The following is a 13,484-nucleotide window of genomic DNA, read 5'->3' on the forward strand; positions in this document are numbered from 1 at the left end:
CGACGGCCCGACAATCGCCGCGCCGGAGGAACGTTTAACAGCCGACCGGGGCATCGCCGTCGCATGGTCTCCACGTTCGAGCTCGTGATGTCCGTGTTCACGGTGCTCCTCCTCGTCGGGATCGTCCTCCTGATCGTCCCCCCGACCTCCATCCACCTCGGCCTCCGATCGTTCGAGCGCCGGACGGGCGCGTCGCCGGCCGCCGTGCTCGTCGCGATCGGGATCGGGCTCGTCGTGGCCGCGCTCGGAATCGCCAGCGCCACCGCCGGTGGGGGCGAGTTCACCGTCGTCGACGCGTTTCCGGTGGTCCTCGGCAGCATCGGTCCCCTCATGGTCGCCGTGGGGCTGGCCGCACGGGCGACGAACGACCGGCTCACCGCGGCAGCGGCGGTCGACGCCGGTAACCCGGAGACCGGTGCCGTCGCGGTCGACGGCTCGCTCCGGGAACTCGACGGGACGTTCCCGGTGCCGGATCTCGACGGCGGCGCGCTGACCTGTCCGTACGCTCTGCAGAAGGATCGCGGGTTCACGTACCGATCCCCGGTGTGGGTCACCGTCGCCGAAGGTGAACGAACGGGGCCGCTCGCTGTCGCGGACGAGACCGGCTCGGTCCGCGTCGACGAGGACGCCGCGACCGTCCGGCGGTCACAGCTCTCCACCCGGAGCTACAGCATCGATCTGCCGGAGGGGGAGCCGATCCCGGAGGAGGTCGAGTCGTTTCTCGCGGACTCGGGCGTCGAGAGCCCGGGGGAGCCCTCAGTCGATCACCGGCTGCGGCTCGGGCCGCTGACCCCGGGTAACACCGTCACCGCAGTCGGCGAGTACGAGCGCGTCACCAAGCCCGGCGAGGCGTTCTGGGGGCTCTCCGGCGACGACGTGCTGCTGTTCCCGGGAGACAGAAACACCGTCCGCAGCCGACTCACCAAACGACACAAGTGGCTCACCGGCGGGGGTGCGGCGATGACGCTTGTCGGCGTCGGCTACACCGCGGTGCTGTTCCTCCCCTGAGCCGTGGATTCCACAAGACACCTATAGCCGGCCGCCACTCGCCCGCTATGGGCGAACACGCCGCCGTCGCGGCCGTCGACGACCCCGTGACGGTCGATCGAATCGCCGCCAACCTCCGCGAACTGGGCGTCGAAGCGGGCGACACCCTCCTCGTTCACACGTCGCTCTCGGAGCTCGGCTGGGTCGCCGGCGGCCCGCAGGCCGTCGTCGACGCGCTCCAGCGGGTCGTAACCGCGGACGGCACGCTGGTGATGCCGACGCACTCGACACAGTACAGCGATCCGTCGGTCTGGTCGAACCCCCCAGTCCCGGACGACTGGATCCCGCAGATCCGCGAGTCGATGCCGCCGTTCCGACCCGAACTCACCCCGAGCCGGGGGATGGGGGCGGTCGCGGAGTGTTTCCGGGACTACCCGGAGACGGTGCGCAGCCGCCACCCGCTGTACTCCTTCGCGGCGTGGGGCGCCGACGCCGAGTCGATCGTCGCCGACCACAGCTTCGAGAACGCGATGGGCGAGGCGTCCCCGCTCGCGCGGGTGTACGACCGCGACGGGTCGGTGCTGCTGCTCGGGGCCGACCACGCGTCGAACACCTCGCTCCACCTCGCGGAGTACCGCGCCGACCTCGACACGGGGCGCGTGACTGAGACCGCGCCCGTCCTGCGGGACGACGAGCGGACGATGGTCGAGTGGACCGACATCGAGCACGACAGCGGCGACTTCCCCCAGGTCGGTGCGGCGTTCGAAAAGGCCCACCCCGAGGCAGTGAGACAGGACGACGTCGGCACAGCGACGGCAAAACTAGTGGATCAGCCAGCGTTGGTCGACTTCGGCGCCGAGTGGATGAGCGACCATCGCTGAGACGGGTTACCGATTCCGGTCGATCCATGCGCAGAAGGCGTCGAAATCCTTCCGCCTGCTTGTTCGGCGATGTCGCGTAGCGTTCCGCGGCTCAGTTCGTCGTGAAGCGGAACGGGGACCGTCCGGGCGTCGCTGTCGTGGTGGGCCGGCGGTTCCCAATGCAGGATCGCGTGGTCGCCGTTGGTGCGATCCCACTCCCAGATACCGCTGTTGACCATCACCTTCACGACTTGCATCCCGGAGAAGGGCCCGCACGCGGTCACTCGAAAATCTCCGAATCCTCGACCGATCCGCTTTCGTTGCTCGCCGGGTCGATACCGAGGTCCCGAAGTTCCTCGTCGGTCGGTTCGCGACCCTCGCCGTGGTACCCCGCCACCGCTTCGTCGAGGTTATCGAGTGCCGCTTTCCGCGTCCGGCCCTGTGAACTGACGCCGGTTTCCTCGTCGCGGGCGACCCACCACTCTTCGTCTACCGCGAGCGTGAGGGTGATCGTCTGGGCCGCGTCTGGTTCACCCGCACTGGCGGGCGTGTCGGTACTCATACGCCTATATCGGCGCCACCGCGGCAAAAGCGTTCGGGGGCAGTTCTCTAATACCGTTAATTCGTACCAGCGGCTGAACCCCGCACCGACACCGTTTACCTCCGCGACCCACTCCATCCCACAATGCGAATTCGGGGCCCGATCGTCGACGTGGGCGAGCAGCGGACCGCCGGCGGGGCCGACCTCGTCGAGCTCACGGTCCGGCCCGAGCGCGGCGCCGCCGACCCGACGACGGTGACGCTGTGGAACAAGTGGGCCGAGACCGCCGACTACGCCGAGGAAGGGATGGAGCTGCTGGTCACCGACGCCGACGAGTCGGAGTTCCGCGGCGAGACGACGTACGAGACGACGCCCGACTCGTGGGTCGTGCTCGAACCCGAGTTCCTCGTCGACGTGACCGGGGTGCGCTCGTGGGTGCAGTGTCCGCGGATGTACTACCTGAACAAGCTCTCCGGCGTCCCGCTGAAGTACCCCGTCGTGAAGGGGACGGTCGTCCACGAGGTGTTCGGCGACCTGCTCCGCGGGCGCGACCTCGACGAGGCGATCGAGCACCGCGTCGCGGAGGCCGGGCTCGAACTCGGCGCGCTGGGCTACGACCGCGAGGAGGTCGAGAACGAGGTCCGGCGCAACGCCGCCGCGGTCGAAGGCTGGCTCGAACAGGGGACGCTGACGGAAGAGGACACGTGGCGTTCGGAGTACACGCTGATCTCGCCCACGTTCGGCCTGAAGGGCCGGGCAGACGCGCTGCGGCGGGGGATGCCCGTCGAACTCAAGACGGGGAAGAACACCAAACGCGAGCCGCGCTTTCAGGACAAGATGCAGGCGGCCTGCTACGCGCTGATGCTCGAAGAGCAGGGCGTCGAAGCCGACACGGGCACGCTGCTGTACACGAAAAACACCGCGCTCGAACGCGCGGAGGAGACGGGCGATCTCGCGCCCGCGAAGGAGTTCTCCGTCGGCCCGGGGCTGCTGAAGTTCGTCGTCCGCACCAGAAACGAACTGGCGGCGATGGAGTTCGACGCCTCCGTCCCGACGGGGTTCGAGGCCGACGCCAACTGCCAGTACTGCTTCGAGCAGGACACCTGCATGGTCGTCTCCGGCCGGCTGGATCAGGAGTCCAAAGCCGGACAGATCGGCCAGCCCCTCCCGCCCGAGGAGCGCGCGTACTTCGAGGGGTTCTACCGCGCGATCGAGGCCGAACGCCGCGAGGTCCACGCCGAGTACCGCAAGCTCTGGGAGCAGGACCCACAGGAGCGAGCGGACGACGACCGCGCGCTACTCGACCTCGAACCGCTCGGCCGCGAGGAGCTCCCGGGCGGGCGCTGGCGCCTGCGCGCCGAGAAGCCCGACGACGCCGTCTCGAAGCTCCGCGAGGGCGACGTGGCGCTCGCGAGCGACGGCGACCCCGTCTCCGGCCACGCCGAACTCTGCCGGATCCAGTCGCTCGGTACGGGGAAAGCTGGCGCGGAGATCGTCGTCGAGGCCGACGAGCCCGTCGACGTTCGTCGGCTCGACGTGTACCCCTCCGAACTCTCCGTGGACCGGATGCTGACGGCGCTCCACGACGGCGTGCTGACGGGCGACCCCGACCGCAAGGACGTGCTGTTCGGCCGCCGCGAGCCCGAGTTCTTGGGTGAGAAGCGTGAGTACATCGACAACAACGAGGCACAGAACGAGGCCGTCAACCGCGCGGTCCACGCCGAGGACTTCGCGCTGGTCCACGGCCCGCCCGGGACGGGGAAGACGTACACCATCGCACAGACGGTGACGGCGTTGATCGAGGACGGCGAGCGCGTGCTGCTCTCGGCCTTTACCAACCGCGCGGTCGACAACGCGCTCGAAGCCGTGCTCGACGCCGGCGTCGACGAGCGCGAGATCGTCCGCGTCGGCACCGAGTCCGGCATCCGCCCGGACATGCAGGATCTCCACCTCGAGGAGGCCGGCGATCCGGGCGAACGCATCTCCGAACTCAAGGACGCCTCGCTCGTCGCGGCGACGACCGCCTCCTGCGGCTCGCGAGTGATGCGCGAGGAGCAGTTGGACGTGGCGCTGGTCGACGAGGCGTCCCAGCTCACCGAGCCCGCGACGCTCGCGGCGATCAACCTCGCCGAGCGGTTCGTGCTCGTCGGCGACCACGAGCAGCTCCCCCCCGTGGTGCAGGCCGAGGGCGGGCAGCAGTGGACCGAGGGGTTCGGCAGTCCCGCGGCGGCGGATGGGGGGACTGCGGCGGAGGGGAGTAGCCCCGACGCCGGCGACGACCGCAGCCCCCAGCTCGACCTCTCGACCTCGCTGTTCGAACGCCTCCACGACCTCGCGCCCGAGGCGTCGGTGCTGCTGGACCGCCAGTACCGGATGGCCCAGCGCATCCAAGCGTTCCCCTCCCGGGAGTTCTACGACGGCGCGCTCCGGCCCGCGAACGGCGAGGTGGCCGCACAGCAGATCTCGGACCTGCCGGGGGTCGACGCGGACGCGCTGCCGGCAGATCTGCGCGATCCCGTCGCGTTCGTCAATCCCGACGGAGAACGCGAGGGGAACACCAACCCCACGGAGGCCGACCGCGTGGCCGAGATCGTCGAGCAGTTCGTCGCGGCCGGCGTCGACGAGGACGACATCGGCGTGATCGCGCCGTTCCGGGCGCAGGTCGCGGAGATCTCCCGCCGGGTCGACGCCACGGTCGACACGGTCGACCGCTTCCAAGGGTCGAGCGAGGAGGTGATCGTCGTCTCCTTCGTCGCGACGGGCGAGCTCTCGGGGCCGATCTACGACGACCCGCGACGGATGAACGTCGCGCTCACGCGGGCGAAGAAGTCGCTCGTCCTCGTCGGCGACGCCGGCGCGCTCGGCTCGGATCCGTTCTACGAGCGCATGCTCGACTGGGCGCGCCGGTAAAACTCAACTATCGAACGTGAATCCCAATTTTGCGCTGATTGACACGTGATTTTCGCCGGTCAGCGTGGGGCTGGCCCACAAGCCTTTTGTTCGGGTTCCCCGTGACTCCCGATTAACGATGAGGGGAGCGCACGCATGAAGCTGGCAATGATTGGGTTCGGTCAGGCCGGGGGGAAGATTATCGACAAGTTCCTCGGCTACGATGCCGAGCACGGCTCGAACATCGTTCGGGCTGCCGTCGCGGTCAATACGGCCAAAGCTGACTTGATGGGACTGGAGAACATCCCGGAGAGCCAACGGGTGCTCATCGGGCAGTCCCGAGTAAAGGGGCACGGCGTCGGCGCCGACAACGAGCTCGGCGCCGAGATCGCCGAAGAGGACATGGACGAGGTGCAGGGTGCCATCGACTCCATCCCGGTCCACGAGGTCGACGCGTTCCTCGTGGTCGCCGGCCTCGGCGGCGGGACGGGCAGCGGCGGCGCGCCCGTAATCGCCAAACACCTCAAGCGGATCTACACCGAACCTGTCTACGGGCTTGGAGTCCTGCCGGGTTCGGACGAGGGTGGCATCTACACGCTCAACGCCGCGCGGTCGTTCCAGACGTTCGTCCGTGAGGTGGACAACCTCATGGTGTTCGACAACGACGCGTGGCGGAAGACCGGCGAGTCCGTGCAGGGCGGCTACGACCAGATCAACGAGGAGATCGTCCAGCGCTTCGGGCTGCTGTTCGGCGCCGGCGAGGTCGAACAGGGCGGCGAGGTCGCCGAGAGCGTCGTCGACTCCTCGGAGATCATCAACACGCTCTCCGGCGGCGGCGTCTCCACCGTCGGCTACGCCAGCGAGGAGGTCGAAAACACCGGCGGCGGCAACGGCGGCCTGCTCTCGCGGCTCACCGGCGGCGAGGAGGAGGACGAACTCGACACCGCCCACACGACCAACCGGATCACCAGCCTCGTGCGGAAGGCGGCGCTCGGGCGGCTCACGCTACCCTGCGAGATCGAGGGCGCCGAGCGCGCGCTGCTGGTAATGGCCGGCCCGCCGAAGTACCTCAACCGCAAAGGCATCGAGCGCGGGCGGAAGTGGCTCGAGGAGCAGACCGGCTCGATGGAGGTCCGGGGCGGCGACTACCCGGTCCGGGGTGCGAACTTCGTCGCCAGCGTGATCCTGCTGTCGGGCGTGAACAACGTCCCGCGGATCAAGGAGCTCCAGCAGGTCGCGATCGAGGCCCAGGAGAACATCGAGGACATCCAGGAGGAGAGCGAGGAGAACCTCGAGGAGCTCGTCAACGACGACGACGACGAACTCGAGTCGCTGTTCTGAGCACGCTTCCCTCGTGCACGTCGTCGTTCCCTTCGCTGCGGACCGCCCGAAGACCCGTCTCTCTGCCGTTCTCACCGCCGAGGAGCGGCGCGAGTTCGCCGACGCGATGCTGCGTGACGTGCTCGCGGCGCTCGACGCCGTCCCACGAGAGCTCGACGTGACGGTGCTCTCGACGAGCCCCGTCGACGATATCGACGCCGCGGTCGAGATCGACGAGCGGCCGCTCACGCCCGCCGTGAACGACCGCCTCGACGCGGTGCCGACGGCGGTCGTGATGGCCGACCTCGCGCTCGCGACGCCCGACGCGCTCGCGGCCCTGCTCGGGTCCGACGCCGACCTCGCGATCGCCGCCGGCCTCGGCGGCGGCACGAACGCCCTGCTCGCCCGCGATCCGGCGTTCCGCGTCGACTACCACGGCACCTCCTACCGCGACCACCTCGAAATCGCCCGCGAGGGAGGGCTCTCAGTCCGGGAGATCGACTCGCGGCTGCTCGCGGTCGACATCGACGAGCCCGCAGACCTCGCGGAGCTGTTGCTGCACGGCAACGGCGCCGCACGTGACTGGCTGGTCGACGCGGGGTTCGAACTCGACGTGGCCGGCGGTCGGGTCGACGTGGTCCGGGAGTGAGCGGTCGAGTCGCGTGATCTGTCGGGACTGAGTCGCTCCGCGGACCGATTTTCAGTTCCTGGCGTTCGGAACCAAGTAAAAGTACGTTCCGGCGGGACGGTAACCCATGCAGGTATCACGCCGGACGCTCGCACGGGCGCTCGTGGTCGTCTTCGTGATCAACCTGGTCGTGATGTCGGGTGGGGCCTTTCTCGCGTACCAGCAGTCCCCCGACCGGCCCGACCAGTTCGTCGGTCCCGACGGCGACGTCGTGACCACCGACGAACAGATCACCGAAGGGAAGGCGGTGTTCCAACGCAACGGCTTGATGAATCAGGGATCGATTCTGGGCAACGGCGCGTACTTCGGTTCGGACTACACGGCCGACGCGCTGGACCGCATGACCCGCCATATGCGGGAGTACGTCGCCCAAGAACGGTACGGCACCGAGTACGCCGAGTTGGACGCGTCCCAACGGGCCGTCGTCGACGACGCCGTCGAGCGACAGATCGAGAACGGCGAGTTCGGCGACACGGTCGAACTGACCGCCGCCGAGGCGTACGCGTTTGAACAGGTCCGCGCGGCGTACGTCGATCGCTACCACGAGGGCTCCCGCGAACACGGGATCCCCGCGAACTTCGTCGGCTCGGAGGCGGACGCCGAGCGCTTCGCCGACTTCGCGCTCTGGACCGCCTGGTTCTCCGCGGTCGACCGTCCGGGCGGGGAGATCTCCTACACCAACGAGTGGCCGTACAACGAGGCCGCCGGCAACACCCCGCCGGTGTCGGCGATGACCTGGAGCGTCGTGGCGATGATCGTCCTCGTCGCCGGCGCGGGGATCGGAATCTGGCTCTACCGCGCGCTCGAACTGCCCGAACCCGAGGCCGACGGGCTGGACGTGCCGCCGCCCGAGGAGATCACGATGTACCCCAGCCAGTTCGCGGCCGCGCGGTTCATCCCGGTCGCCGCGTTGCTGTTCCTCGCGCAGGTGCTGCTGGGCGGGCTGATGGCCCACTACTACATCGAGCGCGGCGGCTTCTACGGGATCGCGGACGCGCTCGGGGTGAACGTGCTCTACCTGATCCCGTTCTCGATCAGCAAGGCGTGGCACATCGACCTCGCGGTGCTGTGGATCACCACGCTGTGGATCGGGATCGGGCTGTTCCTCCCCGCGCTGTTCACCGGGCAGGAGCCCGACGGGCAGAAATCGCTCGTCAACGTCCTGCTCGGCGCGCTGTTCGTCGTGGTCGTCGGCGGGTTCGCGGGCATCTGGCTCGGCTCCCACGGCTACTTCGACGGGAACCTCTGGTGGATCGTCGGCAACGAGGGGCTGGAGTACCTCGAGATCGGCCGGCTCTGGCAGGTCGGCCTGCTGCTCGGCTTCGCGCTCTGGACGTTCATCGTCGCCCGGGGGTTCAAGCCGCTGCTGGAGCGGGAGTCCCGCTACGGACTCGCGCACCTGATCCTCTACGCTGGCGGCTCCATCGGCCTGCTGTTCACCGCGAGCATGCTGTACACGCCGACCACGTCGATGGTGATGACGGAGTTCTGGCGCTGGTGGGTCGTCCACATGTGGGTCGAGGGCGTGTTCGAGTTCTTCATCGTCGCCGTGATCGGGCTGACGCTGGTGTCGATGAACCTCCTCTCGCGGGCCAGCGCCGAGAAGGCAGTGATGGTCGAGGCGCTGCTGGTGATGGGGTCGGGGATCATCGGCGTCTCCCACCACTACTGGTGGATCGGGCTGCCGGAGTACTGGGTCCCCATCGGCAGCGTGTTCTCCACGCTGGAGTTCATCCCGCTGGTGTTCATCCTCTTCGAGGCGACCAACGAGTACCGCACCTACGCCACCTCGGGCGAGGAGTTCCACTACACGCTGCCGTTCATGTTCATCGTCGCCTCCGGCGTCTGGAACTTCGTCGGCGCCGGCGTGCTGGGGTTCTTCATCAATCTCCCGCTGGTGAACTACTACGAGCACGGCACGTTCCTCACGGTCGCCCACGCCCACGCGGCGATGTTCGGCGCCTTCGGCTTCCTCGCGCTGGGGATGGCGACGTACATGCTCCGGTTCACCACGAAACCCGGGAAGTGGGACCCCACGAACCTGAAGCGGGCGTTCTGGCTGTGGAACGTCGGCCTCGCGTGGATGGTGCTGCTCGGCGACGTGCCGGTCGGCTTCCTCCAACTGGAGACGGTGTTCACGCAGGGGTACGACGCCGGGCGGTCGCTGGCGTTCTACAGCCGCGACATCGTCCAGACGCTGTTCTGGGTGCGGCTGCCGGGCGACCTGCTGCTCATCGCCGGCACCGGGCTGTTCTGCTACGACGTGCTGAAAAAGCGGCTCGTCAAGCGCGAACAGGTCGCCGACGCGAGCGGCGGCACGCCGATCTCGCGGCGGATTTTCGGCGGTGACGACGAACCCGACCGGGAGCCCCGCGACGACTGACGCGACGAGGGGGGGACGGCCGCGGCTCCCGCCTTCTGGAAACCTTCATACCCGTCGCCCCGCCACCTTCGGGCGTGATCCCGGCCGCCGACGAGTACGGCATCGACCTCTCGATCAGCGACGGCGAGATCGACCGCCTGCTCGACGTGACGCCCGACGACGTGGACGCGGCCGACGCGCTCACCTTCTCCCGGAACGTGTTCATCCCCCTGACGACGGCCTGCCGGTACACCTGCACCTACTGCACCTACTACGACGTGCCGGGGGAGGCCGAGCTCATGTCGCCCGACGAGATCCGCGAGGAGTGCCGGATCGGTGCCGACGCGGGCTGTACGGAGGCGCTCTTTACGTTCGGCGACGACCCCGACGACCGCTACACCGCGATCCACGAGCAGCTGGCCGAGTGGGGCCACGACTCGATCCACGAGTACCTGCGCGAGGCCTGCGAGATCGCGCTGGCGGAAGGGCTGCTCCCGCACTCGAACCCCGGCGACCAGACCCGCGAGCAGATGGCGGAAGTCGCCGACGTGAACGCCTCGATGGGCGTGATGCTGGAGACGACCGCCGACGTGCGCGCCCACTCGGGCGGCCGACGGAAGACGCCCGGCCAGCGACTCAACACGATCAGGAACGCCGGTGAACTCGGCGTCCCGTTCACGACGGGGATCCTCGTCGGTATCGGCGAAGGCTGGCGCGACCGTGCCGAGAGCCTGCTCGCGATCAAGGAACTCCACGAGCGCTACGACCACGTACAGGAAGTGATCGTCCAGAACGTCGTCCCGAACGAGCGCTCGGAGTTCGAGCAGCCCGACCTCGGGACGATGCGCCGGACGGTCGCGATGGCCCGCGCCGCGCTCCCCGAGGAAGTGTCGGTGCAGGTGCCGCCGAACCTCTCGCCGGCCCGCGAGCTGCTCGACTGCGGCGTCGACGACCTCGGCGGCGTCTCGCCGATCACGGACGACTACATCAACCCCGAGTACGAGTGGCCTGCGCTGCGCGAACTGGGGGAGATCGCCGACAGCGCGGGCGTGCCGCTGTACGAGCGACTCCCCACGTACGACCGCTACCTTCCGGAAGAACTGCGCAGAGAGGGGTTCGACGGGCGGGTTGCCGATCCGCCCGCGAACGGGGGCGAGTGGCTGCCGGCCCCGGTTCGGGAGCGCGTCGCCGCCGCCGACGCACACGGCCGGCGGTTCCGGGCAGTCGCCCGGCGAGAGGGGCCGCTGTCGATCCCTGAGCCGTGAGCGCCATCCGTCGGCCGGTCCGGAGCCAGTAGCTCTTTGCGGCGGGGGGTGTTGAGTCACCCGCATGGATCCACTCACCGCACTTCAGTTCGGGCCCGGCGGCGAACTGTTCGGCATCTCGCTGTCGGAGCTCGCCGGGCAGGCCGTCGCGTTCGTCCTCGGCTTCGTCGCGACGTGGCTGCTCGGCCGGTTCGTCCTGATCCCCGTTCTGCTCCGCGTGCTGAAAGCGCGGGGGTTCACCGAGGCGTTGCGCAGCCTGACCAAGAGCGTCGCCAACGCGCTGGTGCTGTTCGCGGCGACCGCGGTCGCGTTCATGGCCGCCGGCTTCCCCAGCTTCCTCACCGCCGCGGCGACGCTGTCGGGCGCGCTCGCGCTGGCGCTCGGCTTCGCCGCGCAGGACCTCGTCGGCAACTTCGTCGCCGGCGTGTTCATCATCAAGGACAAGCCGTTCGAGGTGGGCGACTGGATCGAGTGGAACGGTATGTCCGGCCGCGTCGAGGAGATCGACCTCCGGGTGTCGACGGTGCGCACGTTCGACAACGAGCGCATCACCGTCCCCAACGGCGACCTCGCGAACAACGCGATCACCAACCCCGTGGCCTACGAGAAGCTGCGCCAGAAGTTCGTGTTCGGCATCGGCTACGACGACGACATCGACCTCGCCCGCGAGGCGATAATCGAGGAGATCAGTTCCGTCGACGGCGTACTCACGGAGCCGGGCGTCACCACCCGCGTCACCGAACTCGGCGACTCCGCCGTCGGCATCCAAGCCCGGTTCTGGATCGACGATCCCGACCGCGGCGACTACGTGGCGGTCCGCAGCGAGGCGGTCAAGGCGGTGAAGGAGCGCTTCGACGACGAGGGGATCGACATGCCGTACGTCCACCGCCAGCTGGTGGGCGAGATCGACGTGAACGAGAACGCCGCCGAGTAGCGCTCAGTCGAGGAAGCGCTCGATGCGGGCGGTCGCTTCGCGGAGCTCGTCCATCCCCGTCGCGTAGGAGACCCGGAGGTGGCCGTCGCCGCCCTCGCCGAACACGCTGCCCGGGACGACCGCGACGCCCTCCTCGGTCAGCAGATCCTCCGCGAACTGTTCGTCGTCGCCCGGACACTCCGGGAACACGTAGAACGCGCCCTCGGCCTCGAAGCAGTCCAGTCCCATCTCCCGGAACCGCGAGAGCACGTAGCGGCGGCGCCGGTCATAGGCGTCGTGCATCTCGTCGACGGCGTCCGCACAGGACCGGATCGCTTCGAGCCCCGCGAACTGAGCGGTCGTCGGCGCCGAGAGCATCGTGTACTGGTGGATCCGGTTCATCGCCTCGATCGCCGTCGGCGGCGCGAGCGCGTAGCCCAGCCGCAGGCCGGTCATCGCGTACGCCTTCGAGAAGCCGCCGATCACGACCGTGCGCTCGCGCATCCCCGGCAGCGTCGCGATGGAGTCGTGCTCGCCGCCGTAGGTGAGCGCGGCGTAGATCTCGTCGGCGATCACCGTCAGGTCGTGCTCGCGGGCGAACGCCGCCACGGGCGCGAGCGCGTCGGCGTCCATCACCGCGCCGGTGGGGTTGTTCGGGTAGCAGAAGATCAGCGCGTCCGCCTCGTCGGCGCCCGCCTCCCGCAGTGCTCGCTCGGTGAGTTCGAAGTCGTCCGCCGCGCGTGTCGGCACGGGGAGCACCTCGGCGCCGGCGAACGTCGCCGTCGGCCCGTAGGAGATGTAGGAGGGCTGCGGGACGGCGACGGTGTCGCCCGGATCGACCAGCGCGCGCATCGCGAGATCGACCGCCTCGCTGGCGCCGGCGGTGACGAGCACCTCCCGCTCGGGGTCGTAGTCGTGGTCGTACCGGGAGACGTGGTCGGCGATCCGCTCCCGGAGGTCGGCCCGCCCGCGGTTCGCGGTGTAGGAGGTGCGGCCGCGTTCGAGCGCGTCGATCGCCGCCTCGCGGGCGGCCCACGGCGCCGAGAAGTCGGGCTCGCCCACGCCGAGTGAGATCACGTCGTCGGCTGCCTCGGCGAGTTCGAAGAACTTCCGGATGCCCGAGGGCGGCGTCTGCCGCACGCGATCGGCGACCTTCATGGGGAGACGGAGAGGCGGTCGTCGTCGCGGTCCTCGCCGAAGTCGACGCCGCGATCCTTGTACGTGTCCATCACGAAGTGAGTCACCGTCTGGGTCACCTCGGGGATGGGGGCGATCTGGTCGGCGACGAACCCCGACACGTCGCGCATCGAGTCGCCGACGACGACCGCCGAGAAGTCGTAGTCGCCGGAGACCAGCCGCAGCGTCTCCACCTCGGGGTGGTTCGCGATCCGGCCCGCGATGTCGTCGTACTTCGTCTCGCGGTCGAGTTCGACGTTGAGTTCGACGTGGGCCTCGACGCGCTCGGCGTCGGCGTTGGCCCAGTCGACGACCGCCTGATAGCCGTGGACGACGCCCGCGGCTTCGAGCTCGTCGATGGTCTCCTCGGCTTCGGCCTCGGTCAGCCCGGTCTGGCGGGCGATGTCCGCGGTCGACTGTCTGGCGTCGTCGAGCAACAGTTCCAGAACGTCGCGCTGGGCGTCCATACACCGGGGTCGGCGT

Annotated in this window: 11 protein-coding genes and 1 pseudogene; 8 read left to right on the forward strand and 4 right to left on the reverse strand. The window is 69.0% G+C overall.

What is annotated here, in order from left to right; genetic code table 11:
• Positions 1-63: 63 nt before the first annotated feature.
• Together ACQUSM_RS12340 and ACQUSM_RS12345 are read left to right on the forward strand one after the other, a co-directional pair.
• The gene (locus tag ACQUSM_RS12340) at positions 64-1,008 is read left to right on the forward strand and encodes a hypothetical protein (RefSeq protein WP_435118979.1); all 945 of its coding nucleotides are present in this window, start codon (positions 64-66) and stop codon (positions 1,006-1,008) included.
• 47 nt (positions 1,009-1,055) lie between these two features.
• Positions 1,056-1,868, forward strand: coding sequence for an aminoglycoside N(3)-acetyltransferase (locus ACQUSM_RS12345; RefSeq protein WP_435118981.1), 813 nt, complete (start codon positions 1,056-1,058; stop codon positions 1,866-1,868).
• 6 nt (positions 1,869-1,874) lie between these two features.
• Here the strand turns inward: ACQUSM_RS12345 and ACQUSM_RS12350 are convergent.
• Together ACQUSM_RS12350 and ACQUSM_RS12355 are read right to left on the reverse strand one after the other, a co-directional pair.
• Positions 1,875-2,104: pseudogene (locus tag ACQUSM_RS12350) on the reverse strand (type II toxin-antitoxin system HicA family toxin).
• A gap of 23 nt (positions 2,105-2,127) precedes the next feature.
• The gene (locus ACQUSM_RS12355) at positions 2,128-2,409 is read right to left on the reverse strand and encodes a type II toxin-antitoxin system HicB family antitoxin (RefSeq protein WP_435118983.1); all 282 of its coding nucleotides are present in this window, start codon (positions 2,407-2,409) and stop codon (positions 2,128-2,130) included.
• A gap of 123 nt (positions 2,410-2,532) precedes the next feature.
• On the opposite strand from ACQUSM_RS12355, the gene ACQUSM_RS12360 reads away from it, so the two are divergent.
• The 6 genes from ACQUSM_RS12360 to ACQUSM_RS12385 all read left to right on the forward strand — a co-directional run bounded on the left by ACQUSM_RS12360 (position 2,533) and on the right by ACQUSM_RS12385 (position 11,846).
• Positions 2,533-5,298 (forward strand): AAA domain-containing protein, encoded by a 2,766-nt coding sequence (locus tag ACQUSM_RS12360; protein WP_435118985.1) that lies wholly within the window; start codon positions 2,533-2,535, stop codon positions 5,296-5,298.
• Positions 5,299-5,433: 135 nt separating this feature from the next.
• Positions 5,434-6,618 carry a tubulin/FtsZ family protein gene (locus ACQUSM_RS12365; protein WP_435118987.1) on the forward strand — a complete coding sequence of 395 codons (1,185 nt, stop codon included), beginning with the start codon at positions 5,434-5,436 and terminating at the stop codon, positions 6,616-6,618.
• A 13-nt stretch (positions 6,619-6,631) separates the two neighbouring features.
• Positions 6,632-7,246, forward strand: a complete 615-nt coding sequence (gene cofC / locus ACQUSM_RS12370; RefSeq protein ID WP_435118989.1) for a 2-phospho-L-lactate guanylyltransferase — start codon at positions 6,632-6,634, stop codon at positions 7,244-7,246.
• A gap of 106 nt (positions 7,247-7,352) precedes the next feature.
• Positions 7,353-9,668 (forward strand): nitric-oxide reductase large subunit, encoded by a 2,316-nt coding sequence (locus tag ACQUSM_RS12375; RefSeq protein WP_435118991.1) that lies wholly within the window; start codon positions 7,353-7,355, stop codon positions 9,666-9,668.
• A gap of 74 nt (positions 9,669-9,742) precedes the next feature.
• A complete protein-coding gene (cofG, locus tag ACQUSM_RS12380) occupies positions 9,743-10,912 on the forward strand; it encodes a 7,8-didemethyl-8-hydroxy-5-deazariboflavin synthase subunit CofG (RefSeq protein ID WP_435118993.1) in 1,170 nt (389 codons plus the stop codon).
• 64 nt (positions 10,913-10,976) lie between these two features.
• Positions 10,977-11,846 (forward strand): mechanosensitive ion channel family protein, encoded by an 870-nt coding sequence (locus ACQUSM_RS12385; protein ID WP_435118995.1) that lies wholly within the window; start codon positions 10,977-10,979, stop codon positions 11,844-11,846.
• Between the two features lie 3 nt (positions 11,847-11,849).
• Here ACQUSM_RS12385 and ACQUSM_RS12390 read toward each other — a convergent pair whose 3' ends face one another.
• Together ACQUSM_RS12390 and ACQUSM_RS12395 are read right to left on the reverse strand one after the other, a co-directional pair.
• A complete protein-coding gene (locus ACQUSM_RS12390) occupies positions 11,850-12,983 on the reverse strand; it encodes a pyridoxal phosphate-dependent aminotransferase (protein WP_435118997.1) in 1,134 nt (377 codons plus the stop codon).
• Entirely contained in the window at positions 12,980-13,468 is a 489-nt protein-coding gene (locus tag ACQUSM_RS12395) for an Lrp/AsnC family transcriptional regulator (RefSeq protein ID WP_435118999.1), read from the reverse strand. The genes ACQUSM_RS12390 and ACQUSM_RS12395 overlap by 4 nt, the downstream gene beginning before the upstream one ends.
• Between the last annotated feature and the right edge of the window lie 16 nt (positions 13,469-13,484).

It is taken from the genome of Halolamina sp. C58 (assembly GCF_051195095.1).
In the GTDB taxonomy this organism is placed as follows: domain Archaea; phylum Halobacteriota; class Halobacteria; order Halobacteriales; family Haloferacaceae; genus Halolamina.

What these genes read in the sequence shown, in the direction of transcription:
- ACQUSM_RS12340 (WP_435118979.1), top strand. Translation starts at nt 64, where the DNA reads ATGGTCTCCACGTTCGAGCTCGTGATGTCCGTGTTCACGGTGCTCCTC.
- ACQUSM_RS12345 (WP_435118981.1), top strand. Translation starts at nt 1,056, where the DNA reads ATGGGCGAACACGCCGCCGTCGCGGCCGTCGACGACCCCGTGACGGTC.
- ACQUSM_RS12355 (WP_435118983.1), bottom strand. Translation starts at nt 2,409, where the DNA reads ATGAGTACCGACACGCCCGCCAGTGCGGGTGAACCAGACGCGGCCCAG.
- ACQUSM_RS12360 (WP_435118985.1), top strand. Translation starts at nt 2,533, where the DNA reads ATGCGAATTCGGGGCCCGATCGTCGACGTGGGCGAGCAGCGGACCGCC.
- ACQUSM_RS12365 (WP_435118987.1), top strand. Translation starts at nt 5,434, where the DNA reads ATGAAGCTGGCAATGATTGGGTTCGGTCAGGCCGGGGGGAAGATTATC.
- ACQUSM_RS12375 (WP_435118991.1), top strand. Translation starts at nt 7,353, where the DNA reads ATGCAGGTATCACGCCGGACGCTCGCACGGGCGCTCGTGGTCGTCTTC.
- ACQUSM_RS12385 (WP_435118995.1), top strand. Translation starts at nt 10,977, where the DNA reads ATGGATCCACTCACCGCACTTCAGTTCGGGCCCGGCGGCGAACTGTTC.
- ACQUSM_RS12390 (WP_435118997.1), bottom strand. Translation starts at nt 12,983, where the DNA reads ATGAAGGTCGCCGATCGCGTGCGGCAGACGCCGCCCTCGGGCATCCGG.
- ACQUSM_RS12395 (WP_435118999.1), bottom strand. Translation starts at nt 13,468, where the DNA reads ATGGACGCCCAGCGCGACGTTCTGGAACTGTTGCTCGACGACGCCAGA.